The sequence below is a fragment of the Puniceibacterium sp. IMCC21224 genome (assembly GCF_001038505.1).
Lineage (GTDB): Bacteria > Pseudomonadota > Alphaproteobacteria > Rhodobacterales > Rhodobacteraceae > Puniceibacterium.
Genome location: NZ_LDPY01000001.1, coordinates 3,766,667 through 3,791,434, shown reverse-complemented (window position 1 = coordinate 3,791,434; position 24,768 = coordinate 3,766,667). Strand labels below are relative to the sequence as shown.

Genomic DNA, 24,768 nt, shown 5'->3' with positions numbered 1-24,768 from the left:
CGGCTGCCCCCATGACGCATTTGCGCCCAACCTGGCTGTGCTTAGCTAAAGATGAAATCGTCGAGGCTAAGCGACGCGGCGGACACACCTGCGATCAGCACTGTGTGGCCGTCATAGGTAAACGACGCCCCGTCTACCCCGTTGATCATCATGTCGCTCACGTCCAGCGCGTCCAGTTTGCCTGCCAGACCGCTACCCGGCGCGTTGGCGATGCCGCTGAGACGGAACATGTCGACACCGGTCTGGAAATCGGTGATCAGGTCCACTTCGTCCGCGATGAAGTTGTTAAACACAAAGACATCCGCCCCGGCGCCGCCCGTCAGGGTATCGTTGCCCTCGCCGCCATTGATCGTGTCTTGCCCGGTGCCGCCGCGCACGATGTCGTTGCGCCCACCCCCTGCGAGGAAATCGTTGTCGGCGCCGCCGTCGATCTCGTCATCGCCTTCGCCGCCGCCGATGGCATCGCGTCCGGCGTGACCGAACAGCGTATCGCGCCCGGAACCGCCGCCAAGGGAATCATCACCCGCGCCGCCCGACACCACATCGTCGTTGAATCCGGCGCCAACGGTGTCATTGCCAGCCTCGCCAAAGATCGTGTCATCCCCGGCACCGCCATTGACCACATCGTTCCCTTCGCCGCCCGCGGCAAAGTCGTCGCCCTGTCCAGCCCCGATGGCATCGTTGCCCGTGCCACCGGTGATGCTGTCGTTCCCCAGTCCACCGCCGATCTGGTCGTCACCCGCGCCGCCCGACAATGTGTCATTGCCGTCCGAGCCAGAGATATTGTCATTGCCACCGTTGCCACTGACCACATCGTTGCCGCCTGCACCGGCAAGGGTATCGTCGCCCTCGCCGCCGATCAGAGTGTCCGGGCCATTGTCCCCGGCTAGTAGAACAGGGTCGACCTGGCCTGCGGCCTCTTTCGGGTCCGGGTTGATCGGCGTGGGGTTTGTGACCGGGGTCGGAGCAATTTCGACAGCGTCGGTCACGCTGATGGCCACAGCCGCAGTGGCGCTGTTACCGCCGGGGTCCGTCACGCTGAGGGTGACGTTGTAGATATTGTTTGCGCCAGTATCCTGAGGCGATTCGTAATCAGGAGCGGCCAAAAAGAACAATGTGTTGCCGGTGATGCGGAACAGGTCTGCATCGGCGCCGGAAATGGCGTAGCTTAGCGCGCCGCCCTCAGGGTCACTTGCGCTGAGGGATAAAAGCGCGCCGGTGCTGTTTTCAGCCACGCTGACCGTCCGGGTGCTGACGCTGAGGGTGGGGTTCAGGTCTTCGGGCTCAGGCTCGGGGGCTGTATCGGGGGCCAGCGCGTCGACCTTGACGTTGGATGCGCCGATGGTGACGGTCTCGGATACTGGTCCCAGCAGGCCACCGCCGGAAAAGGTGACCGTATACGTGCCGGCACTGACCTGAATTTGATAGCCTCCGCTGCTCCAGGTGGAGGTAGTCACACTGCCGCCGTTGCCCGTGGTTGGGGTCACAGTGACGGTGACGCCGCCCATCCCCTCGCCGATATCGTAGAAGGCGTCGCCATCCGCGTCATCAATGACCACGCCAACGATCTGCGCCTGATAAGAGTTGTTGCGGCCAAAATCCTGGGTCACGACAAAGGGGCCAACGGCCGTGGCGCTGTCGTTTTCAGCCCGTGCCCCTATGCCGACCTCATAGACACTCGGGTTCATGATATTCACCCGGTGGCTGACATTTGTCTGAATCCCGGTCGCGGTGTTGCCCCAGTCGATAAAGAACCCGGCATAGGCGAATAGCGCATCATAGGCGTAGGAGTAGACGTTCTCAGAGACGTAGTTGGCCGAAAATCCCGCGCCCTGCGCCCGCGCCAGAATGCCAGCTTCGCCAGGGGTCTGGTGGGTCTGGCTGTCCGTCGTGATCAGTAGCGCGGTATGGCCGTCCGCGGCCGTGGCGAGTGCGCTGCTCCAGGCCAGCGGGGCCACAGGAGTGAGCGAGGCAAACTGCGTCGCCAGCACATCCATATCGACATCGAAATACTGCAACGCCGCAGTGATCTCGGACGTCACTCCAACCTGATTCGCGGCATCGGTGATCAGTCGGTCGAATTCACCCTGCGGATCTATCCGCGCCTGATTGGTCAGCTCAAGCAGGTATTGTTCGAAAGCAGAGGGGTACATCATACTGTCATTTCTTTCCTGTCGCGTGCCCTTTGGGGGGGTCGCGCGGCGGTGGGAACGCCAGGCCGACCAGTCACATTACCTTGATTGTCACGGGAACGATCCGCAACCCTTGTTGGATAGCGGTCAAGTTTGACCAAATTATGCACGCATGGTGGCGGACCGGGGGCGTCTAAGCGGCGCTAGGCACTGGACGATGGGGGCGCATCCACCTATCAACCGGGGCCAGCACCGATGCCTGTTGCGCAGCAAAGGAAAAATGATGTCGCGCTATGACCCCGCCGAGATCGAGCCGAAGTGGCAAAAGGCCTGGGATGATGCCCTGACCTTTCAGGCCCGCCGGTCTGACGACAAACCGAAATACTATGTGCTCGAGATGTTCCCTTATCCGTCGGGAAATCTGCACATTGGCCACGTGCGCAACTACACGATGGGCGATGTCGTGGCGCGCTACAAACTGGCGACCGGGCACAACGTGCTGCATCCCATGGGTTGGGACGCCTTTGGCCTGCCGGCCGAGAATGCCGCAATTGAGCGCAATGTGCATCCGGGTGACTGGACCTACGGCAACATTGCGTCGATGAAGGCGCAGTTCAAAAAACTGGGCCTATCGCTGGACTGGAGCCGCGAATTCGCGACCTGTGACCCGGAATATTACGGCCAGCAGCAGGCGCTTTTCCTTGATATGCTTGATGCCGGGCTGGTCTACCGCAAGAACGCGGTGGTGAACTGGGATCCGGTCGACATGACCGTTCTGGCCAACGAACAAGTTGAGAATGGGCGCGGCTGGCGGTCGGGTGCCGTTGTGGAACGGCGCGAACTGACGCAGTGGTTCTTTAAAATCTCGGACATGGCCGATGATCTGCTGACTGCGCTCGACGGGCTCGACAACTGGCCGGCCAAGGTCAAGCTGATGCAGGCCAACTGGATCGGTAAATCGCGCGGGCTGCAATTCGCCTTTTCCACCATCGACGCGCCTGAGGGTTTTGACCGGATTGAGGTCTATACCACACGTCCCGACACGCTGATGGGCGCATCCTTTGTTGGCATCTCGCCGGACCACCCGCTGGCCAAGCAGCTTGAAAAGGACAACGCCGAACTGGCCGCGTTCAACGCTGAGTGCCGCCGCATGGGTACGTCCGAGGAAGAGATGGAAAAAGCCGAAAAGCGCGGCTTTGACACTGGCTTGCGTGTCCGTCATCCCTTTGACACCGCTTGGGAATTGCCGGTCTACGTGGCGAACTTTATCCTGATGGATTACGGCACCGGCGCGATCTTTGGCTGCCCGGCGCATGACCAGCGCGATTTCGACTTTGCCACCAAATATGACCTGCCCATCGTCGCAACCTATCTGCCGTCCGAGGAGAGCCCGACCGAACTGCAAGTCGCGTATGTGCCGACCAAGACTGAACAGGTCTTTTATGTCAAAGGCTTTGCTGGTGAGGCCTGGCAGACCGGGACCGAAGGCATCGACGCCGCCATTGCATTTTGCGAATCGAACGGCGTCGGGCAAGGCGTGACAAAATTCCGCCTGCGCGATTGGGGCCTGTCGCGGCAACGGTTCTGGGGTTGCCCGATTCCGGTGGTGCATTGCGCCGATTGTGGCGTGGTGCCTGAGAAAAAGGAAAATCTGCCCGTCAAGCTGCCTGACGATGTCAGTTTCGACATCCCCGGCAATCCGCTGGATCGGCACGACGCCTGGCGCAGCTGCGCCTGCCCGGCTTGTGGCAAACCGGCCAAGCGTGAAACCGACACGATGGACACCTTTGTCGACAGCTCGTGGTATTTCGCCCGCTTCACATCGCCCAACGCCACCACACCGACCGACCCGGATGAGGCGTCGTATTGGATGAACGTTGATCAGTATATCGGCGGAGTCGAGCATGCGATTTTGCACCTGCTTTATGCCCGGTTCTTTGCCCGCGCGATGCACAAGACTGGGCATCTGCCCGCCTCGGCGGTTGAACCGTTCGACGCGCTGTTTACCCAAGGCATGGTGACGCACGCGATCTACCAGACCACCCGCGACGATGGCCGCCCGCAGTATCACTATCCCAAAGAGGTTGAACCGCGTGACGGCAAGATGGTGCTGAAGGACAGCGGCGCGGAGGTGCAGGTGATCCCCTCGGCCAAGATGTCCAAGTCTAAGAACAACGTGGTCGATCCGGTCGAAATCATCAGCCAGTACGGCGCGGATTCCGCCCGCTGGTTCGTGCTGTCCGACAGCCCGCCCGAACGGGATGTGGAATGGACCGCCGCCGGGGCAGAGGCGACCTCGAAACATCTGGCCCGTGTCTGGCGTATCGCGTCCGAGATCGCCGCGGTAGGTGACACCAAAGGCAGACCCGGTGAGGACGAGGCGTTGCTGCGTGAAATGCACAAGGCCACCCACGATGTCACGATGGGGGTCGAATCCTTTGGCTTCAACGCGTCGATCGCGCGGCTTTATGCCTTTACCAGCGCCTTGCAGAAATCTGACGCCGGCGCGATTGCCAAACGCAAAGCCGCCAAGGTTCTGGCACAGCTCATGGCGCCAATGACCCCGCATCTGTCCGAGGAAATCTGGCAGCTTCTGGGTGGAGAGGGCCTGGTGGCCAAGGCACCATGGCCGCAGGCGGACCCTGCAATGATGGTCGAAGACAGCGTGACCCTGCCGATTCAGGTCAACGGCAAACGGCGCGGCGAAATCACCGTGCCCCGCGATATGCCCAAGGCCGAGGTTGAAACCCTGGCGCTGGCGCATCATGCTGTGGTCAAGGCGCTGGACGGCACCCAGCCCAAGAAACTGATCGTTGTGCCCGGACGGATTGTGAATGTCGTCATCTAACCGCCGCCTGTTCCTGTTGTCTGCGCTGGCTCTGGGGGCTTGCGGGTTCACGCCTGCCTATGGTCCGCAAGGGGCGGCACATCGGTTGCAGGGGCAGGTTCTGGTCGACGCCCCCGACACCCACGAGGCGTATTTGCTGACCCAGCGGATCGAAGAGCGGCTGGGTCGCAGCACCGGCGGGCGCTATACGCTGTCGGTTGTGATCGAAGTCGACAGCGAAGGGCAGGCCATCGCCTCGGACGGATCGACGACTCGGACGCGGCTGCTGGGGCGGGCGAATTACACTCTGCGCGATGCCACGGGTGTTGCACTGGCGGATCGTCAGATCGTCGCCTTTACCGGTTATTCCGCCACCGGGTCGAATGTGTCTATTCTGGCCTCGCAGCGCAATGCGACAGCGCAGTTGATGGTGATGCTGGCAGATCGGATCATCGACCAGCTGATTCTGCTGTCGCCCGATCTGACCGGAACTGACGGGTCGACATGAAGCTGAGCCCCCGTGATGCGCCCGCCTATTTCGCGCGGCCTGATCCGGACAAAACCGGCCTGCTGATCTATGGCGAGGATGCGATGCGTGTCGCCCTGAAACGTCAGCAGGTCATCGCGGCCCTGATCGGTCCCGAGGGCGAAACCGAAATGCGGCTGACCAGACTCCTCGGAGGTGATTTGCGCAAAGATCCCGCGATGCTGCTTGACGCGGTCAAGGCACAGAGCTTTTTCCCCGGTCCCCGCGTTGCCTTTGTTGAAGATGCCGCTGATGGTCTGGCCAAACCTGTCGCTGCCGCGCTTGAGGACTGGCAGCCCGGCGATGCGCAGATCATTGTTACGGCGGGCGCGCTCAAGGCGACGTCTGCCCTGCGCAAGCTGTTCGAGGGGCACAAAACGGCCTATGCCGTCGGGATTTACAACGATCCGCCATCTCGTGCCGAAATCGAGGCGGATTTGGCCCGCTCTGGCCTCCGCGAGGTCGACCGCAGCGCCATGGATGCGCTGACGGCGCTGGCGCGCACGCTTGATCCCGGTGACTTTCGCCAGACGGTGGAAAAGGTCGCGCTCTATAAATTAGGAGATACCGCACCGCTGACTCCGACCGAGGTGGCGCTATGTGCGCCGTCTTCGACCGAGGCGGCGGTGGATGAGGTGCTGAATGTCGTCGCCGAAGGCCGCACCGCCGAGATCGGGCCGGTGATGGCACGGCTACAGGCGCAGGGCAGCAATGCGGTGACGCTGGTGATCATGGCGATTCGGCATTTTCGGGCGCTATATGCTGCGGCGTCGGATCCCGGCGGTCCGGCGCAGGGCATTGCCCGTGCCCGCCCGCCGATTTTTGGTCCCCGCCGCGAAGTCATGCAGCGTCAGGCGCAGGGGTGGGGTATGACCAAGCTTGAGATGGCGTTGGGCGTGCTGACCGATACAGATCTTGAGCTGCGTTCCGCCGGGCAGCACGCGCCGACAATGGCGTTGGTCGAACGGGCCTTTATCCGGCTGTCGATGCTGGCGCGGCGCTGACACGGCCGTTGGCCAACCCGTACTGAGCGGCATGTCGCCCGGCCCAGAAGCCAGTGGCAAGGCACGCAGTGAGCAAATATCCCCCGGTCGGCGCCTCCCAATCCAGCATCTCCCCGGCGCAAAAGGTGCCGGGACGGGTATTCAGCATCAGGCTGTCATCCATAGCCTCAAATGGCACCCCTCCGGCGGTCGAGATTGCCTCGTCCAGCGGACGCAGGCCCTGATGCGGCATCGGTAGCGCCTTGAGTAACTGAGCGAGCACTGCGGGTTCTGACGGCAGCGGACGGGCACATTCCTGCACCAGCGCCTGCGCCGCAGGGCCAAGACGCAGGGTTTTGCGCAGGTGGTTCGATAGGCTTTGTTTGCCGCGTGGCCGGGACAGGCGGGTCGTCAATGCCGCGTGATCCAGCGCGGGCGCGAGGTCGATCATCAGCGCTGCCCCTTGTCGCAACACCGGGGACAGGGGATAAACCCCTCCGCCTTCAAGCCCACGGGATGAAATCACCGCCTCGCCGGTGCTGGACATATCCCCTGCATGCAGCGCGATATTCTTGAGCGGGCTGCCAAAATGCGCTGCCATATGTCCGGACCACGCCACGGACAGCCCGGAATTGGCCGATTGAAACGGTGCAAGGTCGATCCCCGCCGATCGCAGCCAATCCGCCCAAGCGCCGTCTGATCCCAAGCGCGCCCAACTCGCGCCGCCGCAAGCCAGCACCGTGACCGCGGGGTGCAGCATCTCAACGCCGTCGGGAGTGTCGAACATGACCGTGTTGTTGTCCCAACCCGTCCAGCGCCACCGGGTGCGCGTCTGCAACCCCAGCCCACTCAGGCGCAGCAGCCAGGCGCGCAGCAACGGCGATGCCTTCATCGCCGATGGAAAGACTCGTCCAGTCGACCCTGTAAAGAGCGGCTGACCCAGATCTGTGGCCCACTCCGAAACCTGCGCCGGACCGAACGCAGCCAGCATTGGCGCCAGCCGCTCCGCGCCGCTGCCGTAAGCGGTTAGAAACTGATCGGCGGCCTCGGATTTGGTTAGGTTCAGGCCCGATTTGCCAGCCATCAGAAGTTTGCGCGCCAGAGACGGCTTGGCCTCGGTCAGGATCACCTTGCGGCCAGCCTCCAGAAGCGCCTGCGCTGCCATCAGCCCGGCCGGCCCGCCGCCGATGACAAGCGCGTCAGTCATGGTGATCTATCGTGGCGCGAGTGTTCACTGACATAGAGCGTCCCCACGTTCTCGGCGTCTCTTTGGGCATTTTCCGACAGGGTTCGCGGCGACGCAAGCCGCCCGACAGGCCGGCGGCCAGAATCGGGCTTAGCTGGCGCTGTACTTTTCGACATAGGCGCGCAGTTCTTCGGCCTCGTAGCGGGCGTCGCGCAACCCCTCCATCGCCGCGGTCAGCTCGGCTTCGGTCTGGGCTAGCTGGTTGGTCAGCTCGGCCTCGCGCTGTTGCAGGTAGGTGATCGCCTGATCGCGGGTTTCCTCGGCCTCGTGCAGTTCCTGACTCATCCGTTCGAGCTGATCGACATCGGCCTGACTGACGCGGGTAAAGCGGTGGATCAGCCAATTGGCGAACCACCCCAAGCAAAAAGCCACAAACAGGATGATAGCCGTTGCGACCACAAACTCAGTTCTGTTCATCCGGGGTGTCCTCTGTGGCGGGCGTTTCGGTGACCGCGGCCTCATCTTCGATGGTTTCGAGTGTGGTTTCCGTCTCCGGCACCGGGTCGGGCCGGATCAGGTGGAATTCGATGCGGCGGTTTGCCTCGCGGCCTGATTCGGTGCCATTGTCGGCGATGGGCTGATCTTCGCCATAGCCGCGCGCCCGGTAGGACGCAGTCAGCACCCGGCGGGTGCGCAGCGCGTCCAGAACCGCCTGCGACCGTTCCTGGCTGAGAAGTTCGTTCATCACTTCGCGGCCCTGGCTGTCAGTATGTCCTTGAATTTCAAGGGGGATATCGCCGCAAAGCTGCAGAAGCTCGGCGATTTCGTCGAGGATATCCTTGGCAGAGGCGTCGAGCGTCGCGGCGCCAGGCTCAAAGGTGATCTTGCGGTCGCCGATGATCTCGACGATCTTGGCTTCGCATTCTTCGGGTGTGGGAATGCCAAGCGAGCGATCCAGCTTTTCCTGATAGACCACGGCGATATTGAACTCTGCACCTTCGCCCAGTTTTTCCGACAGCAGGCCCGCGACCTCGGCCCCGGCGCTGGAATTGCCGGTATTGCCTGAGACTGCCACGGCTTCGGACGTCACGGTCATTGCGCCATTGTTCAGCATTGCCAGCGCCTCGAGTCCGGCGAGCACGCGCATCGACCAGTCCTGCGGCAGATCGGTGTCGACCCGGGCCGTGGTGCGCACAACGGACGAGCCGAACCGCGCCTGGGCATAGCTTTCAGCGGTGGTGCGGGCGATCTCGGAATTGATCCGCCCTCGCAGCTGCACTGCACCTTCTGGGCTGAGCGTCGCGGTGAATTCCGGGGGGCCCTGATCTGCCTTGACCTCGGGGATTTCTGGCAGCACTGCGTTCAGTGCAAAAACCGGCGGCAGCGCGTTTTCAAGCCCGCCGATGGTTTGGTCAAACAGGTCCGGGTCGGTCCCTTCGGGTGCGATCAGCGTCACATCCGCGTTTGAGATGGTCAGCGACTCCCCCCCGAGCTTGGCCAGGGCCGCGATGCTCATTTCGACCGCTTCGGCCCAGCGATGGGTCGGCACACCCAGTCCGATGGTGCACGTGGCCTTGCCTTGCAGCCCCGCCTGCGCCGCTGCGGCAAGAATGCGGCTGCGGCCTTCTTCTGTGTTGGCCGAGCACGCGTCGAACCGCGCGCCGTCCGGCGTGATCAAAAACCGCAGCGTGAATGGGGTGATGACGGGGCGCGGGGCGGACAGTGCCATTGCCAGCTTCAGCCCATCAGGGGCGCGGCGGGCCAGATCGGATTCCAACCGGCGGCGGGCTTCTTCGCTGTCGGTGCTGGCTTTGACGGCAACTTCGCCGGCGGTCACCGATATCTTGGAGCGGGGCAGGTTGCGCAGCGCGGTGACGGCGAAATGCAGCGCGTCGTCCCAGCCTTCGGGTTCCGGGAAGTCAGCCGTTTCCAACAGATCCGACACCAACGGGTCTGTTCCGGCAAGCCGGGTGATATCCGCGATCAGCCGCTCGCGGTCTGTGTCGGCAGGGACCAGACCAATGAGCGAGACAGTCGCGTCATTGCGCAGGATCTCGATCGAAAACCGGGGCGGCGCCGCAGCAGTTTTGTCCTCGACGTTGATCTGGTCGATGATGCGGGTGGTGTCTACGACCCGGCCTGCAGCGCTGAGCGCCTGGAAACGCAGCGCCTCGGAGGGGGCGGTGCCGATCACGAAAAGTTGCAGGCCGTTGGCGTCCACCTGGGTCCAGGTCAGCCCGTCGCGGTCCAGTTCGGCGCGCACGCCGATCATTGAACTGTCCTCGATCAGGCGGACCGCGAAGAACGCGGCCACAAGGCTGAGCACTGCCGCAAGTACAAATGTTCCCAACAGGGTAAAGAGCGAAGAGAGGCGCATGGGCGCTCCGGTTCCGTCAAAGTTGACCTCTGATACGCCGCAAGGACGGGGGGCGCAATCATGCGAAAAGTGCGGCGGCGAAAAAGAGCACAGGGATCAGGCCCGCGTCGCGGTTGGATCTGAACAGCGACAGCAGGCGTTCGGTGTCATCGGTTTTCAGGCGGCGCAGCTGCCACATCATGTGCCAGCCCATCGCCCACGGCCCGGCGAGGCACAGAACCAGCATCAGGATTTCGCCCCGTGGTACAGCGCCAATAATCGCGAATCCCATCAGCGCTACGGTGATGACCAGAAACCACGCCAGCCAGCGCGGAGAGTTGTCGCCAAACAGTCGGGCGGTTGATTTCACCCCGATCAGCGCGTCATCTTCGGTGTCCTGATGGGCGTAGATCGTGTCGTAAAACAGCGTCCACGCCATGCCGGCAAGGTATAGCAGCACAGCAGGTGCCTCCAGTCGGCCGGTGTGGGCAGTCCATGCCAACAGCGCGCCCCAGTTGAACGCAACGCCCAGAAAGACCTGTGGCCACCATGTGAACCGTTTGGCAAAGGGGTAAATCGCGACAGGGAGCAGCGACAACACGCCAAGTAGAATCGCGGGCACGTTGAATGTCAGCAGGATGGTAAAGGCGATCAGCGATTGAGTGATCGCCCAGAGAAGTGCCTGCACCGTTGTCACCTGCCCCGACGGGATCGGCCGGGATGCGGTGCGTGCCACCGCGCCGTCGATGCCGCGGTCGGTGATGTCGTTCCAGGTGCAGCCGGCGCCACGCATGAGGAATGCGCCGATTCCGCAACCGACAAAGATCCACAGATCCTCCCACCTGGCCTGTCCGTCGTGCAGCATCGCCAGCAGCAGACCCCACCAGCAGGGCAGCAACAGCAGCCAGGTGCCAATGGGCCGGTCGGCGCGACTAAGGCGCAGATAGGGGCGCGTCGCCGCAGGGGCCAGACGATCGACCCAGTTGCCAGTCACAGCATCCGCGACTTGTCCTGTGCCGACCTCTGGCGTTGTCGGAAGCTCGGTCATATGTTGCGCCTCATGAGAGCAAAAATCAGATTGTTTGTAGAGCACCCACTGGCCCCGGCACAACCGGTTCCCCTGACGCGGGAACAGGCGCATTACCTCTTTGGGGTTATGCGACTTGAGGTTGATGCGCGCGTTGCACTGTTCAATGGGCGCGACGGCGAATGGACGTCACGTGTGGCCGAGGCGGGCAAGCGCGGTGGCATTCTGGTGCCCGAGGAACAGGCCGCGCCACAGATGCAGCCGCCGGATCTGTGGCTGGTGTTTGCCCCGATCAAAAAAGAGCGCACCAACTTCATCGTTGAAAAGGCGGTTGAGATGGGCGCGGCTCGGGTGATGCCGGTGCAAACCGACTATACCAATTCCGAACGGCTGCGACAGGACCGCCTACAAGCCCACGCGGTTGAGGCCGCCGAGCAATGCGGCGCCACCTTTGTGCCCGAAGTGACGGCGCTGCAAAAGCTCGACCGGCTGTTGGCGGACTGGCCAGCGGACCGGCGGCTGATGTTCTGTGACGAAGGTGCGGCGGGACGCGGTGTAGCGGCGCTGAACGGTGAGCCGGGCAGCCCCTGGGCCATCCTGATCGGGCCTGAAGGCGGATTTTCCCCAGCCGAGCGGGCGCGCCTGACGGCACATCCGGGCGCGGCGGTTGTGGCGCTGGGTCCGCGAATCCTGCGCGCGGACACAGCGGCAGTGGCGGCGTTGACCCTGTGGCAAACGACGCTGGGAGACTGGCAATGAGCCTGATCCGCCCCGAAGCCTCCAAAGCCCTGATGCGCTGGCGCGACGTTATGGCGGGGGGCGCGGTGCTGCTGCTGGGGCTTTACTGGGGCTTTTTCACCGGCGGCGGGCTGCTGCATTGGGTGGGGTACGCCGTGGCGCTGGGCGGCGTTGCAATGATCCTTGCCGGGCTCCAGCGGTTGCGCTTTGGCCGTGCGGGCGGCAGCGGCGGGCCGGGGATCGTCGATATCACCGAAGGCCGGATCAGCTATTTTGGCCCGCTCAACGGTGGTGTTGTCGCACTAAGCGAACTGGACGCCCTGAGCCTTGATCCATCTGAGCGACCTGCCCATTGGGTGCTGGTCCAGCCGGGGCAGGCGCCACTGCACATTCCCGTGACCGCCACCGGGGCGGATGCGCTGTTTGATGCCTTTGCGACGCTGCCCGGCATCCGGACCGAACATATGCTGCGGCAATTGCAGCGGCAGGCAACCGCGACGGTGCTGATCTGGCGCAGTGCGCGGGCGGATACGTCGGCCAAGTGGCTGCATTGACACCCCGGGCGTTTCCGCCCATCCCTGACCGACCAGAACAGATCCAAGCAGAGCGGAGCACCCCAGATGTCCATTCCTCAATCCGGCGGCGGCCCGATCGAACATCATTCGCAGCTGGCCGAATACATGGCCGACGGCTGCAAGCCGCGCGATGACTGGCGCATCGGCACCGAGCACGAGAAATTCGGCTATTGCAAGGACACCCTGCGCCCCATTCCGTTCGAGGGCGAAAGATCTGTCCGGGCGGTTCTTGAGGGGCTGCGCGACCGCCACGGCTGGGAGCCGGTGGTTGAAGGCGGGCATCTGATCGGGCTGGTCAAGGACGGCGCCAATGTGTCGCTCGAACCGGGCGGGCAGCTGGAATTGTCGGGCGCACCGGTCGAAACCATTCACCAAACCTGCGACGAGGTGAATCAGCATCTGGCCGAGGTCAAGGATATCGCAGACGCGGTGGGTGTCGGTTTCATAGGTCTGGGGGCCGCGCCCGTCTGGCAGCACGAAGACATGCCGCTGATGCCCAAGGGGCGTTACAAGCTGATGGACAGCTACATGCAGCGGGTTGGCACCATGGGCCGGGTGATGATGCGTCGCACCTGCACCGTGCAGGTCAACCTGGATTTCGGGTCCGAGGCTGACATGGTGCAGAAGATGCGCGTAGCTATCGCGCTACAGCCGGTCGCCACGGCGTTGTTCGCCAATTCACCGTTCTTTGAGGGCAAGGTAAACGGTCACAAATCCTGGCGCAGCCGGGTTTGGCGTGATCTCGACCCTGCGCGCACCGGCATGGTGCCCTTTGTGTTCGAGGACGGCTTTGGCTTTGAGCGTTGGGTGGAATACGCGCTGGATGTGCCGATGTATTTTGTCTACCGCGACGGAAAATATATCGACGCGTTGGGTCAGTCGTTCCGCGATTTTCTGAAAGGCGAACTGCCCGCTCTGCCGGGTGAAACGCCGACTCTGTCTGACTGGGCTGATCACCTGACAACCCTGTTCCCCGAAGCACGGGTCAAGAAATACATCGAAATGCGCGGTGCGGATGGTGGCCCGTGGCGGCGGCTTTGTGCGCTGCCCGCCTTTTGGGTTGGTCTGATGTACGATCAGGGCGCGCTGGATGCAGCTTGGGATATTGCCAAGGGCTGGGACGCTGAAACCCGTCAGGCGCTGCGTGTCGCGGCGTCGGAACAGGGATTGCAGGCGGTTGTCGGCGACATAAAGATGCACGACCTCGCACGCGAAGTTGTCGCGCTGTCCGACGAGGGTCTGAAGGCCCGCGCGCGGACGGGTGCCGGTGGTCTGGTCCCGAACGAGACGCATTTCCTCAACGCGCTCAAGGAAAGCCTTGAGACGGGCAAGACACCTGCTGACGAACTGCTCGACCATTACCATGGCGACTGGAACGGCGATTTGAATCGCATCTACGGCGAATACAGCTACTGAGCTTTGGCAGGTATGCCCCCGGTGCAAGTCCGGGGGCATTGACTGTTCAGTAGCCGATGGCGCATCCGTCCTTGCGCGGGTCCGACGCCCCTTCGAGCACGCCAGACTCATGGATCAGGATCGCCTGCGCGCCACCGATGGCGGTGTCGGGAATCACCACTTTGTGGCCCATGTCCGACAGTTCGGCCCGCACCGCGTCGGAATAGCCGCGCTCGACCTTCAATTCATTATTTTCGGCAAAGCAGCGGGGTGCATCCAGCGCCTCTTGCGGGCTGAGGCCGAAATCGGTGGTGTTGCTAACCACGCGGGCGTGGCCGCAGGATTGATACTGTCCGCCCATCACGCCAAACGGCATCGACACCCGGCCGGAGTCGCGAATCATGCCAGGAATGATCGTGTGCATTGGACGCTTGCCCGGGGCCATTTCGTTCGGGTGGCCGGGCGTCAATGAAAATCCGGCGCCGCGGTTCTGCAACAGGATGCCGAATTTCTCGGACGCGATGCCCGAGCCAAAGCCATGAAATATCGAATAGATCAGCGACACGGCCATGCGTTCGCGGTCGACCACGGTGATATAGATCGTGTCTTTGTGCACTGCCTCGGAAATCGTGGTGGCGCTGGGCATGGCGCGTTTCGGGTCAATCAGCGCCGCCAGCTGTTCGGCCGTTTCCATCGACAGCATGTGGTCCAGCCGCGTCATCGCCTGCGGATCGGCGGCAAAGCGATTGCGGGTGTCATAGGCCAGCTTGGTCGCTTCCGCCTCGATATGGGCGCGCTGGGCACCAAACGGGTCCATTGATGCAATGTCGAACTGCGACAGGATATTGAGCAGCAGGATTGCCGTCGCACCCTGACCGTTTGGCGGATGCTCGCACAATTCGCGCCCCTTGTAGGTGCCGCTGATCGCGTCGGCAGTGGTCGTCGCTGCGGCGGCAAAATCGTCGGGACTGTGGACACCACCCATGCCGTTCAATGCGGCCAGCATGTCCTCGGCCACCTCACCGGTGTAAAACGCATCACGCCCCTGGGCTGCGACGCGGCGCAACACCTCGGCCTGACCGGGCAAGCGGAAGATGTCACCAACCTTTGGCGCAGCCCCATCCATCAGGAAATGTTTGCGCCCGTGACCCTGAAGCGTGCCGACATCATTACCCCAGTCAAACGCGACACGCGGCGCAACCGGCACACCGTCGTCCATGTAGCGAATCGCCGGGGCAAGCACGTCAGCAATCCCGAGTTTTCCCCAGGTGTCTGACATGGTGCAAAAGGCATCCATCGCGCCGGGGATGGTCACTGCCTCGGGCCCGCCGATGGCTACGGTTGCATGGCCTGCGTCGCGCAATGCGGCGGCGTTGGCCCCGGCAGGCGCGCGGCCCGACCCGTTCACGGCAATGATGTCGTCGCTCCCAGCGGGCGAGATCAGCGCAAAACAGTCGCCGCCGATTCCGGTCATCTGCGGTTCGCACAGGCCCAGCAGCACTGCGCCGACAATGGCTGCGTCCATCGCGTTGCCGCCTTGCCGCAGAATGCCAACGGCAGCTTCGGCGGCGAGTGGGTGCGATGTGGCGCAAAGGCCATTGGTTGCCAGCACGGCGGAACGGCCGGGGAAGTGAAAGTCGCGCATGTTTTGAGTGTCCTTGCCTTGGTCGCGGCAAGAATAGGCCGCGCACCGCGAAGGTCAATCTTGGTCCATGCCAAGTTGTGGGGGAAAGATCAGGAGCCGCTGAATAGATAAGTTCCTCGACGTCGCACACTGGGTGGGGGCTGTTAAGGCGCGACGCCGAGGGAAGCTATTTGCAGCTACAAGGCTATGTATGACGTCTGTTTCGGGCTTGAATCAGGACGGATCAAGGCGATTTAAAGGCGCTCGGCAAAGCTTTTGAGCTCTGCTACAGATCTGGAATTCAATAACATATTGAAGTCTATAAGGTTCTATTGAAAGGGGGCGAAAGTATCAGCATCGAAACCGATCAGATAGAGACCTATCCGGAATTGCCGAGATCAAAGCGGATGGTCAGGTGATTCTGCGTTCGTTGTCTGGTATAGGTCACGCCGCTTGAGAGTGATCGGATCAGGAACCAGCCAAATCCGCCCTCAGGCAGATCTTCGCGGGGCACATCAATCTGGGCGGCCTTGCCCGCCGGTAGGGTCAGGCCCGGCAGAGGTACGCCGTCATCCCGAAGGGCAATCGTCAACGTGGCCCCGGCGAGTGACAGATGCAGACGGATTTTCCCATGGGCCTCATCAGGAAAAGCATGTTCGACAATATTGTTGAGCGCCTCGGCCAGGGCGACCTCAACCTTGCCGACAACATCTGGGGGCAGCCCGGCCGCGCTCAGCTTGCTCTCCACGTGTACCAGGCACGCGCGAACATCGGTGTTACAGGTGTTCAGGATCAGCTCCAGCGCGAGGATATCCGGCTCATCTGCCGGTTCCGGCGCGCTTGAGCCGACGGGCTCGGCGTTTGTCCGGGGCGCACCACAGGATGTATCACACGGCACGGTGGTCTGTGGCACTGATGGCGTCGGCGTGAATTGCAAAGATGGTGTCCATCCTAGTCAGACGAAATACCTTGTCCACGGTTGGTGTCAGACCGGCCAGATCAAGCTTTTGTTTGTTCGACAATTGCTTCATCGCCGCAACGATTGCGCCAAGCCCGCTGGAATCGATAAATGCCACCTTGTGCAGGTCCAGCACAATTCGCCCGTCGGACTCCGCGGTGATTTCACGCATCCTGTCCTTGAACTGGATCGCGACTGATGCGTCGATACGGGATCCGTTGACCGTGACAACTTGGGTCTCGTTGATTCGGCTGCTGATAAGGTCCATGACGTCCATCCCGTTGCAAACAGGTTGCAGGCTATGCCGCAAACCTTACCAATCAGTATGCAGCAGTCAGTGACGGAAAGATTCATGCACTGCATGGTGATCAAAGATGCGGTGTGGATCAACGTGCCCCAGATGAACGCATTGAAATCCTGCAATCTGCGGCGCGGAGACTTAGCCTTGTGCGTCGACGGCACAGCCCTTGCCATCGAGCGGATCTGGACATCTGCGATACTCTGCGCTTCTTCTCTTTCGAAATACGCAATGTCACCACGATGCAGCAGGCGCACAGGATGAAAATTGATTACCCGATGTTGGCAAAAACCATTGCTGCCCTCACCAAAGGCGAAACAGACAGCGTGGCCCTGATGGCTACCGTTGCCTGCGAAGTGCATCACTCCGACGATCGGTTCGATTGGACAGGTTTTTACCGCGTCACAGGGCCCGAGACGCTTAAAATCGGTCCCTATCAGGGTGGCCATGGCTGTCTGGTGATCCCTTTTTCGCGCGGCGTCTGTGGTGCGGCGGCGCGCACGCGCTCTGTTCAATTGATTTCTGATGTCGAAGCGTTTGACGGCCACATTGCCTGCGCCAGTTCCACGCGTTCGGAATTGGTGCTGCCGGTGCTGAATAATGCGGGTCAATTGCTGGGTGTGTTCGATATTGACAGCAACCAGCCCGATGCATTCACACAGCGCGATGCCGACGCTCTGAGCGCTATTCTGACTGACTGCTTTCGGAATGCAATCTGAGCCGACATGACGGGTTTTCAGGCAGGCAACATCAAAACCTGCACGGCTCGTGAAATTTTCCTTTGAAATTTCACGAGACATCGCGCAACCTGAAAATGTGAGTTACATTTTCACGGGAATCGCCGGATGCAGCATAGCCAGCCTGACCTGTCGCGCAGCCTTGGGGCCGATCTGCGGACCCTGCGTAAGGCACGGAGCTTTACACTGGCGGATCTCGCAACTCGTCTTGGCCGCTCGGTGGGATGGCTGAGCCAGGTAGAGCGCGATCTCTCGGAGCCTTCTGTGACTGATCTGCGCCACATCGCGGCTGCGCTGGATATCTCGGTCTCGATGCTTTTCGGACAGACGCAGGCCTCCGCGGACGAGGCCGGGTGGGTCGTGCGCAAGGGGGCACGCCGGGCCATAGGATCGCGCGGCGCTGGATTGATCGAGGAATTGTTGTCCCCCGATTTGACGGATGATTTCGAAATGGTGCATTCCACGTTCGAGCCACATTCCGCAATCGATGAACCCGTCACCCGCCCGACCCAAGAGGTCGGCTATCTGTTGTCCGGGCGGCTCGACCTTGAAGTCGGGCCGCGCCGTTTCACCCTTGGCCCCGGCGACAGTTTCCGCATCCGAGGCGAGCCGTTTCGCTGGATCAACCCTTATGATGACCCCGCCGTGGCGATCTGGGTCATCGCGCCGCCGGTGTATTGATGTCATTTCAGGGTTGGACCATTTTTGCGCTGTTCTGGGTGGTCTTTGTCACCTCACCCGGACCGAACGCAGTCAACTGCATCCAGAACGGCATGCGGCTGGGCTTTGTCCGCGCCCTGTGGGGCGTGGCGGCAATCCTCACGCAATCGCTGCTGTTCCTCAGCCTGTCGGCGGTGGGGGTGACGGCACTGCTGACCACCTCTCCGACCGGGTTTCTGGTGGCCAAGATTATCGGCGCGGGCTTTTTGATCTGGATGGGTGTACGCGGCTGGATCGCGGCCGAAACGCCGTTCCGGGCAACAGAGGCACCGGCGGGCCAGATCTATCTCCGGGCGCTGGCCATCGCCACGATCAACCCGAAATCAGTTGCGGGCTACCTTGCGGCGTTCACGCAATTTGTGCAGCCGGATGTGCCGGTGATGACGCAGATGTGGGTTATCGTGCCAACGGCACTAAGCATCACAGCCGCCAGTTATTGTACCTATACTGCGCTGGGTGCAGCACTGGGGCGGGCGGCGCTGGGGGCGGTCGGCAACCGCGTTGTGCGTCGTATCATGGCGGGGTGCTTTATAATCTATGGGCTGTTGCTGGGCGCCAGTGCCCTGCCGCTAGGGAGGTAGACCAATGCGAGGAAGCTGTTGCTGCGGAAACATCGCCTTTACGGTCAACGCAGCGCCGACAGGCGCGTCGGCCTGCCATTGCCGCCAGTGTCGCAAGATGTCGGGTCATATCTGGGCCTCAGCGCAGGTGCCACAGGACCAGATCATCATCGCGGGACCGGTTACATGGTTCCACGCCAGCCCCCGCGCCCGGCGCGGCATCTGCCCGACCTGCGGCGCGTTCCTGTTCTGGCAGGGCACCGGCGAAACCATGATAAGTTTTGCATTGGGCGCCATCGACGGGCCAACCGGGCTGGCGCTGGAAAAGCATATCTTCACCTCAGATCGCGGGGACTATTACACCCTGTCGGACGGCCTGCCACAAAAGGACTAAGCGATGATTGAGACGGCCCTAGGAATGGAGTTCTGGACCATCGTGACCTTTATGGGGGCGTCGATGCTGCTTTACCTGACGCCCGGCGCGGACATGATGTTCACCATCGCCAGCGGGGTATCGGGTGGCCCGCGCGCAGGGGTTGCAGCGGCCTGCGGCATTTCCCTTGGCGTACTGGTGCATGTGATGATGGCGGCGGCGGGACTGGCCGCGCTGGTCGCGGCCTCGCCTGCGACGCTGGATGTGGTGCGCTATGCCGGGGCTGCCTATCTGGCATGGCTTGCCTGGAAGGCCTGGACCGACACCGGCGCCTTGCCCGAACGTGCGGGACGCGCCGATATCCTGCGTGCGTTCCGGCGTGGTTTTGTCACCAATATCCTGAACCCCAAGGTCGGGCTGTTTGTTCTGGCCTTTCTGCCGCAATTTGCCGATCCGGCAATTGGACCGGTCTGGCATCAGATCATCATATTGGGGTCGCTACTGACGCTGGGCGGGGTGGTGACGGACGGGCTCTATGGGATCTTTGCCGGATTGCTCGCCGCGCGGGTGCGGCGCAATGCACGCCGGATGAACCGGATATCGGCTGTGATCTTTGGCGGTCTGGCAGCCCGGCTGGCTGTGAACTGACCCCGAACGCCGCTTTGATACGCGTACAGACTACAACACCCTAAACAATCCCGGTGGCCACAAAGCGCTCCGGCGACGGACAGGAGATCAGGACCATGGCAGATTTTCCGACGACAGCCCGCGTGGTGATTATCGGCGGGGGCGCGGTGGGCGTTTCGGTGCTCTATCATCTGGCCAAGGCGGGCTGGAGCGATTGTGTCCTGCTGGAAAAGAACGAATTGACAGCCGGCAGCACGTGGCACGCCGCGGGCAACTGCCCATCCTTCAGCACCTCCTGGGCGGTGATGAATATGCAGCGCTATTCGCTGGAACTGTATCGCACCCTGGGGGAAGAGGTTGATTACCCGATGAACTACCACGTCTCGGGGTCAATCCGGCTGGGCCACAGCAAAGAGCGGGTGATGGAGTTTGAACGGGCCCGCGGTATGGGACGGTATCAGGGTCTGGATCTTGAGATGATGCAGATCTCGGACCTCAAGGACCGCTATCCGTTTATGGAGACCCACGATCTGGCCGGGGCGCTCTATGATCCCGACGATGGTGACATCGACCCCGCACAGTTGACACAGGCGCTGGCCAAAGGCGCGCGTCAGATGGGCGCGCAGATCCTGCGGTTCACCCCTGCAACCGGCGTGCGCCGCGAAGGCGACGAATGGGTGGTCGAGACGGAAAAAGGCGAAATCCGCTGCGACAAGGTGGTCAACGCGGCGGGCTATTATGCGCAAAAGGTTGGTGAGTGGTTCAAACCCTACGGTGGCCGCACCGTGCCGATGACCGTGATGAGCCACCAGTATTTCCTGACGGAACCCGTGCCCGAGCTTGAGGCCTGGTCCAAAGAAAACGGCAAGTTGCCGCTGCTGCGCGACGTGGACAGTTCCTATTACCTGCGGCAAGAGAAATTTGGCCTGAACCTTGGCCCGTACGAGAGAAACTGCAAACCGCATTGGGTCACGCCCGACGATCCCATGCCCGAGGATTTTTCGTTTCAACTGTACCCCGACGACCTCGACCGGCTGGAATGGTATATCGAGGATGCGATGGCCCGCGTTCCAATCCTGGGCACGGCTGGCGTGGGGCGGGTCATCAACGGGCCGATCCCCTATGCGCCCGACGGTCTGCCGCTGATCGGGCCGATGCCCGGCGTGCCAAACGCCTACGAGGCCTGCGTCTTTACCTTTGGCATCACGCAGGCAGGGGGCGCGGGCAAGGTGCTGGCCGAATGGATCACCGAAGGCTGCACCGAATGGGATATGTGGGCTGTCGATCCGCGCCGCTACACTGGCTATGTCGATCAGGATTATTGCAACGCCAAAGCGGTCGAAACCTATGGCCATGAATATGCGATGCACTTTCCGCATCATACGTGGCCCGCAGGCCGGAACAAACGCCTCTCGCCACTGCAGTCCCGATTGGAACGGGTCGGGGCGCAGTTTGGTGCCTACAACGGCTGGGAACGTGCGAATTGGTTTGCGGCCCCAGGCGACGACACCTCAGAAGCGGCCAGTCAGACATGGGATCGAAACGGCCCCTGGGCGGCGCGGGTGCAACAAGAATGCGAGGCTGTGCGCGACACTTGCGGCATCCTCGCGATATCCGGCTTTACCCGGCTGGCTGTAGAAGGACCCGGCGCACGGGCGCATATCGATCGGCTGACCTGTTCGCATCTGCCCAAGCCGGGTCGCGTCGGGCTGGCGTATTTCCCCGATGACAGAGGACGCATCCTGACCGAGATGTCGGTGATCCCGCAATCGGATGACAGCATCTGGCTGATCACTGCCGCAGTGGCGCAATGGCATGACCGCGACGTGTTGCAGCGGGGGTTGCCGGATGGGGTCAAGGTCGATGACCGCAGTGACAAATACGAATGCCTGCTGGTGACCGGCCCAAAGGCGCGCGATACTCTCGCACCACTTACGAATGCGGATTTGACCTTGCCGTGGCTGTCTTTTCAGCAGGCCCAGGTTTGCGGGTGCGAGTGTGTGCTGCTCCGGGTGTCGTTCGCCGGGGAACTGGGGTGGGAAGTCCACTGCATGACCGACGATGCTCCGGTGATCTGGGATGCTGTGACGGGGACAGGGGCGACACCTTTTGGCATGTTTGCCCTCAATTCCCTGCGTATCGAAAAGGGGTACCGCGCATGGAAGGGGGACCTCTCGACCGACTATTCCTTGCTCGAAGGCGGGCTGGACCGGTTCATTCGTTGGGACAAGGAATTTCCTGGCAAACCGGCATTGCAGGCGGAACAGCAGCAGGGATCTGCCAAAAAGTTTGTGACGCTGTTGATCGACGCAGGGGATTGCGATGCGCCCTACATGTCCAGCCTCTGGCACAGCGACGCTGTAGTCGGCGAGACGACCAGCGGCGCGTGGGGCTACCGCGTCGGCGCCTCAGTCGCGTTGGGGATGCTGCGGGCGGATCTGGCCGTGGCGGGCACCGAGCTGGAAGTCGAGATTTACGGCCAGCGCTACAGTGCCGTGGTGCAACCGGGCCAGCCGCTCTGGGACCCAGAAAACATTGGCCTCCGGGCGTGACGCGGCGTGCCTAGCCGCAGGCTGGTCGAAGCTGGTTTCGGTCGCCACCGCTTTTGCTCGTCGCGCTAACGCCGGGGCTCTGAGCTGATGGACCGGGCCAGGGGGCGTTCGCTTGCCCTTGCAGGGACCGGCTGCTTTTGCCACTAGGGGCGGATGGACACGCATTATGACCCGCCGCAGGACCCGATCCGGGTGCTACATGACGATCACGAAATCCTGGTGGTCGACAAACCCGCGGGGCTTTTGTCCGTTCCGGGCAAGGGCGAGGGTCTGGCCGATTGCCTGATCGAGCGGCTGAAAGAGGCGTTTCCCATGGTTCTGCTGGTGCATCGGCTCGACCGCGATACCTCGGGTGTCATCGTGTTTGCGCTGACGCGGCATGCGCAGCGCCACCTCGGGCTTCAGTTTGAAAAACGGACAGCGAAAAAGACCTATCTGGCGCGGGTGGCCGGGCGGCTGGAGCCAAAGACCGGCACCGTGGATCTGCCGATCTGCGCCGATTGGCCGAACCGGCCGCTTCAAAAGGTCGACCACGCCGAAGGGCGCGCAGCGCTTACTGACTGGCGCGTGCTACGGGCGGGGGACGACGAAAGCCGGGTGCAGCTGATGCCGCATACGGGGCGCAGTCATCAGCTGCGGGTGCACATGGTGGCGTTGGGGCACCCTATTTTGGGCGATCCGCTATATGCGCCTGAAACGAGCGGGGCCTACCCCCGGATGATGCTGCATGCGCAGGAACTGCGGTTGCGTCATCCGGATGGCGGCGAAGGCATCCGGTTTCGTTGTCCCGCGCCATTCTGAACGCTGCTTTACCGCGACGGGGCGAAAGAGCGTATTTTTAAAGAGAAGAAGCCAAGGCGGAATGGACCGGATCTAACGTTGGGTCGAAACGCTACTATTCCGTATCGTTAAGGCAGCCATAGCTGGCCCGCTGACCTCTCTTTTAGGCTTCTTCCCTTTTTAAATACGCATTGCAAGCTCGGGCTCTACGCGGCGCAGTTGTTTTGCGCCGCGCGGTCAGCTTACTCGGCGGCCCAGCCCGAGACGGCCTTGACTTCGAGGAAGTCGGCGATGCCCCAGCTCCCGCCTTCGCGGCCATTGCCGGACTGTTTCATGCCGCCAAACGGAGCCCCGGCTGAGCGGGATTGGCCATTCATTTCCACCATACCCGAGCGCAGCTGCCGGGCGAGGCGGTTGCGACGGGCGTCGTCCGCCGATTGGACGTAGTTGGTCAGGCCATAGGGGGTGTCATTGGCGATGCGCAGCGCCTCTTCTTCGGTGTCGAACTTTAGGATCGACAGGACCGGGCCAAAGATCTCCTCGCGTGCGATAGTCATATCCGGGGTCACGTCGGCAAATACCGTGGGGCGAACAAAGAAACCTCGGTTCAGTCCTTCGGGACGTCCGGTGCCGCCAGCGACAAGGCGGGCGCCTTCGTCGATGCCTTTCTGGATCAGATCCTGGATCTTGCCCCATTGCAGGGCGTTCACCACTGGGCCGATGTGGCGACCGGGTTCGGAGGCCGGGCCAACCTTGGTGGCGGTGGCGATCTCGGCGGCTTCGGTCACCACGCGGTCATAGACCGGCGCCTCGACCATCATGCGTGATGGCGCGTTGCATGATTGCCCGGTGTTTTCCATCATATGACGCACGCCGCGTTTCACTGCCTTTGCATCGGCATCGGCAAAGATCAGGTTGGCACCCTTGCCGCCCAGCTCAAGGTGCACGCGTTTCAGTGTTTCGGCTGCAGCTTTCGAGATCAGCTTACCCGCGCGAGTCGAACCGGTAAAGCTGACCATATCGACATCAGGGTGCGATGACAGTTGCGTGCCGACGCCGGTGCCATCGCCGTTTATCAGGTTAAACACTCCCGGCGGAAATCCGGCCTCGTCCATCATTTCGGCAAAGAGCAGCGCGTTGAGCGGCGATTCCTCGGACGGCTTCAGCACCATGGCGCAGCCCGCGACGGCGGCGGCGCCGACCTTGAGCGTGACCTGGTTCATCGGCCAGTTCCACGGCGTGATCAGCGCTGCAACGCCCACCGCCTCGTGGATGATACGGTCGTTGGGGCTATGATCGTTCAGCGGTGCCTCAAACTCAAATGCTTTGGCGGCTGTGATGAAATTGGCGAGGTGCCAGGACCCGGCGCCGGTCTGGTCCGAGCGGGCCATGTCGATGGGCGCACCCATCTCAAGGCTCATCGCTTGCGACATCTCTTCGGCGCGGGATTGGTACACCTCGAGCAGCTTTTCGACCAGCGCGATCCGCTCGGCCGGTGGGGTGGCCATCCAGCCGGGCAGAGCGGCCTTGGCTGCGGCCACGGCGGCGTCGGAGTCGGCCTGCCCACCGAGGGCGATCACCGCACAGGGGTCTTCAGTCGAGGGGTCTATTACCTGATGGTCGGTGCCGTCGATGGCATTGACCCAGGCGCCGTTGATGTAGAACTGGCGTTTCTCGATCATCTCGGTTCTCCCGTATGTGAGATGGTGCGCGCAGGGGCGGATCGGCCCAGCATGCAGGAATTTGATCATATATTGTCACTGCGCCGGGGCTGCTTCAAGGGGGATGCAAAGC

22 protein-coding genes are annotated in these 24,768 nt (G+C 62.1%); 13 read left to right on the top strand and 9 right to left on the bottom strand.

Annotated features, from left to right (window positions below):
- Positions 1-41: 41 nt before the first annotated feature.
- Complete coding sequence (locus IMCC21224_RS26645; protein ID WP_082135260.1) at positions 42-2,156, bottom strand: CAP domain-containing protein; 2,115 nt, start codon at positions 2,154-2,156, stop codon at positions 42-44.
- A gap of 259 nt (positions 2,157-2,415) precedes the next feature.
- On the opposite strand from IMCC21224_RS26645, the gene leuS reads away from it, so the two are divergent.
- Genes leuS through holA form a run of 3 tightly spaced genes read left to right on the top strand, consistent with a single transcriptional unit; the run spans position 2,416 to position 6,489 of the window.
- The gene (gene leuS, locus IMCC21224_RS17650; RefSeq protein ID WP_047996459.1) at positions 2,416-4,980 is read left to right on the top strand and encodes a leucine--tRNA ligase; all 2,565 of its coding nucleotides are present in this window, start codon (positions 2,416-2,418) and stop codon (positions 4,978-4,980) included.
- Complete coding sequence (gene lptE, locus IMCC21224_RS17645) at positions 4,967-5,467, top strand: LPS assembly lipoprotein LptE (RefSeq protein ID WP_047996458.1); 501 nt, start codon at positions 4,967-4,969, stop codon at positions 5,465-5,467. Before leuS ends, lptE begins: the two co-directional genes overlap by 14 nt.
- Positions 5,464-6,489, top strand: a complete 1,026-nt coding sequence (holA, locus tag IMCC21224_RS17640; protein ID WP_047996457.1) for a DNA polymerase III subunit delta — start codon at positions 5,464-5,466, stop codon at positions 6,487-6,489. The genes lptE and holA overlap by 4 nt, the downstream gene beginning before the upstream one ends.
- On the opposite strand, the gene IMCC21224_RS17635 is transcribed toward holA, so the two are convergent.
- The 4 genes from IMCC21224_RS17635 to ubiA all read right to left on the bottom strand — a co-directional run bounded on the left by IMCC21224_RS17635 (position 6,458) and on the right by ubiA (position 11,058).
- Entirely contained in the window at positions 6,458-7,675 is a 1,218-nt protein-coding gene (locus IMCC21224_RS17635) for a TIGR03862 family flavoprotein (RefSeq protein WP_047996456.1), read from the bottom strand. The two genes, holA and IMCC21224_RS17635, sit on opposite strands and share 32 nt — an antisense overlap.
- A gap of 129 nt (positions 7,676-7,804) precedes the next feature.
- Entirely contained in the window at positions 7,805-8,131 is a 327-nt protein-coding gene (locus IMCC21224_RS17630; protein WP_047996455.1) for a hypothetical protein, read from the bottom strand.
- On the bottom strand, positions 8,118-10,031 hold the full coding sequence (locus IMCC21224_RS17625) for an OmpA family protein (protein WP_047996454.1): 1,914 nt from the start codon (positions 10,029-10,031) through the stop codon (positions 8,118-8,120). The genes IMCC21224_RS17630 and IMCC21224_RS17625 overlap by 14 nt, the downstream gene beginning before the upstream one ends.
- 58 nt (positions 10,032-10,089) lie before the next feature.
- The gene (ubiA, locus tag IMCC21224_RS17620) at positions 10,090-11,058 is read right to left on the bottom strand and encodes a 4-hydroxybenzoate octaprenyltransferase (RefSeq protein WP_047996453.1); all 969 of its coding nucleotides are present in this window, start codon (positions 11,056-11,058) and stop codon (positions 10,090-10,092) included.
- A gap of 12 nt (positions 11,059-11,070) precedes the next feature.
- Here ubiA and IMCC21224_RS17615 point away from each other — a divergent pair, with 12 nt between their 5' ends.
- The 3 genes from IMCC21224_RS17615 to IMCC21224_RS17605 all read left to right on the top strand — a co-directional run bounded on the left by IMCC21224_RS17615 (position 11,071) and on the right by IMCC21224_RS17605 (position 13,766).
- Positions 11,071-11,796, top strand: a complete 726-nt coding sequence (locus IMCC21224_RS17615) for a 16S rRNA (uracil(1498)-N(3))-methyltransferase (RefSeq protein WP_047997246.1) — start codon at positions 11,071-11,073, stop codon at positions 11,794-11,796.
- Positions 11,793-12,329 (top strand): hypothetical protein, encoded by a 537-nt coding sequence (locus IMCC21224_RS17610; protein WP_047996452.1) that lies wholly within the window; start codon positions 11,793-11,795, stop codon positions 12,327-12,329. Before IMCC21224_RS17615 ends, IMCC21224_RS17610 begins: the two co-directional genes overlap by 4 nt.
- A 66-nt stretch (positions 12,330-12,395) precedes the next feature.
- Entirely contained in the window at positions 12,396-13,766 is a 1,371-nt protein-coding gene (locus IMCC21224_RS17605; RefSeq protein ID WP_047996451.1) for a glutamate--cysteine ligase, read from the top strand.
- A gap of 46 nt (positions 13,767-13,812) precedes the next feature.
- Here the strand turns inward: IMCC21224_RS17605 and IMCC21224_RS17600 are convergent, their stop codons facing one another.
- From IMCC21224_RS17600 to IMCC21224_RS17590, 3 genes are all read right to left on the bottom strand, one after another.
- Positions 13,813-15,390, bottom strand: a complete 1,578-nt coding sequence (locus IMCC21224_RS17600) for a gamma-glutamyltransferase family protein (protein WP_047996450.1) — start codon at positions 15,388-15,390, stop codon at positions 13,813-13,815.
- Between the two features lie 358 nt (positions 15,391-15,748).
- A complete protein-coding gene (locus IMCC21224_RS17595) occupies positions 15,749-16,282 on the bottom strand; it encodes an ATP-binding protein (protein WP_231582115.1) in 534 nt (177 codons plus the stop codon).
- Positions 16,257-16,595, bottom strand: a complete 339-nt coding sequence (locus IMCC21224_RS17590; protein WP_047996449.1) for an STAS domain-containing protein — start codon at positions 16,593-16,595, stop codon at positions 16,257-16,259. The genes IMCC21224_RS17595 and IMCC21224_RS17590 overlap by 26 nt, the downstream gene beginning before the upstream one ends.
- Before the next feature lie 290 nt (positions 16,596-16,885).
- Between IMCC21224_RS17590 and IMCC21224_RS17585 the strand changes: the two genes are divergently transcribed.
- From IMCC21224_RS17585 to IMCC21224_RS17555, 7 genes are all read left to right on the top strand, one after another.
- Positions 16,886-17,344, top strand: coding sequence for a GAF domain-containing protein (locus tag IMCC21224_RS17585; RefSeq protein ID WP_047996448.1), 459 nt, complete (start codon positions 16,886-16,888; stop codon positions 17,342-17,344).
- Positions 17,345-17,470: 126 nt separating this feature from the next.
- Positions 17,471-18,043: a helix-turn-helix domain-containing protein gene (locus tag IMCC21224_RS17580; protein WP_047996447.1), complete on the top strand. Its 573-nt coding sequence runs from the start codon at positions 17,471-17,473 to the stop codon at positions 18,041-18,043.
- A complete protein-coding gene (locus IMCC21224_RS17575) occupies positions 18,043-18,663 on the top strand; it encodes a LysE family translocator (RefSeq protein WP_047996446.1) in 621 nt (206 codons plus the stop codon). The genes IMCC21224_RS17580 and IMCC21224_RS17575 overlap by 1 nt, the downstream gene beginning before the upstream one ends.
- A gap of 4 nt (positions 18,664-18,667) precedes the next feature.
- Positions 18,668-19,036: a GFA family protein gene (locus IMCC21224_RS17570; RefSeq protein ID WP_047996445.1), complete on the top strand. Its 369-nt coding sequence runs from the start codon at positions 18,668-18,670 to the stop codon at positions 19,034-19,036.
- Between the two features lie 3 nt (positions 19,037-19,039).
- Entirely contained in the window at positions 19,040-19,663 is a 624-nt protein-coding gene (locus IMCC21224_RS17565) for a LysE family translocator (protein WP_047996444.1), read from the top strand.
- Between the two features lie 95 nt (positions 19,664-19,758).
- A complete protein-coding gene (locus IMCC21224_RS17560) occupies positions 19,759-22,194 on the top strand; it encodes an FAD-dependent oxidoreductase (protein WP_047996443.1) in 2,436 nt (811 codons plus the stop codon).
- A gap of 153 nt (positions 22,195-22,347) precedes the next feature.
- Positions 22,348-22,995 (top strand): RluA family pseudouridine synthase, encoded by a 648-nt coding sequence (locus IMCC21224_RS17555; RefSeq protein WP_047996442.1) that lies wholly within the window; start codon positions 22,348-22,350, stop codon positions 22,993-22,995.
- A gap of 221 nt (positions 22,996-23,216) precedes the next feature.
- Here the strand turns inward: IMCC21224_RS17555 and IMCC21224_RS17550 are convergent, their stop codons facing one another.
- A complete protein-coding gene (locus tag IMCC21224_RS17550; protein WP_047997244.1) occupies positions 23,217-24,656 on the bottom strand; it encodes an aldehyde dehydrogenase family protein in 1,440 nt (479 codons plus the stop codon).
- Positions 24,657-24,768: the final 112 nt, after the last annotated feature.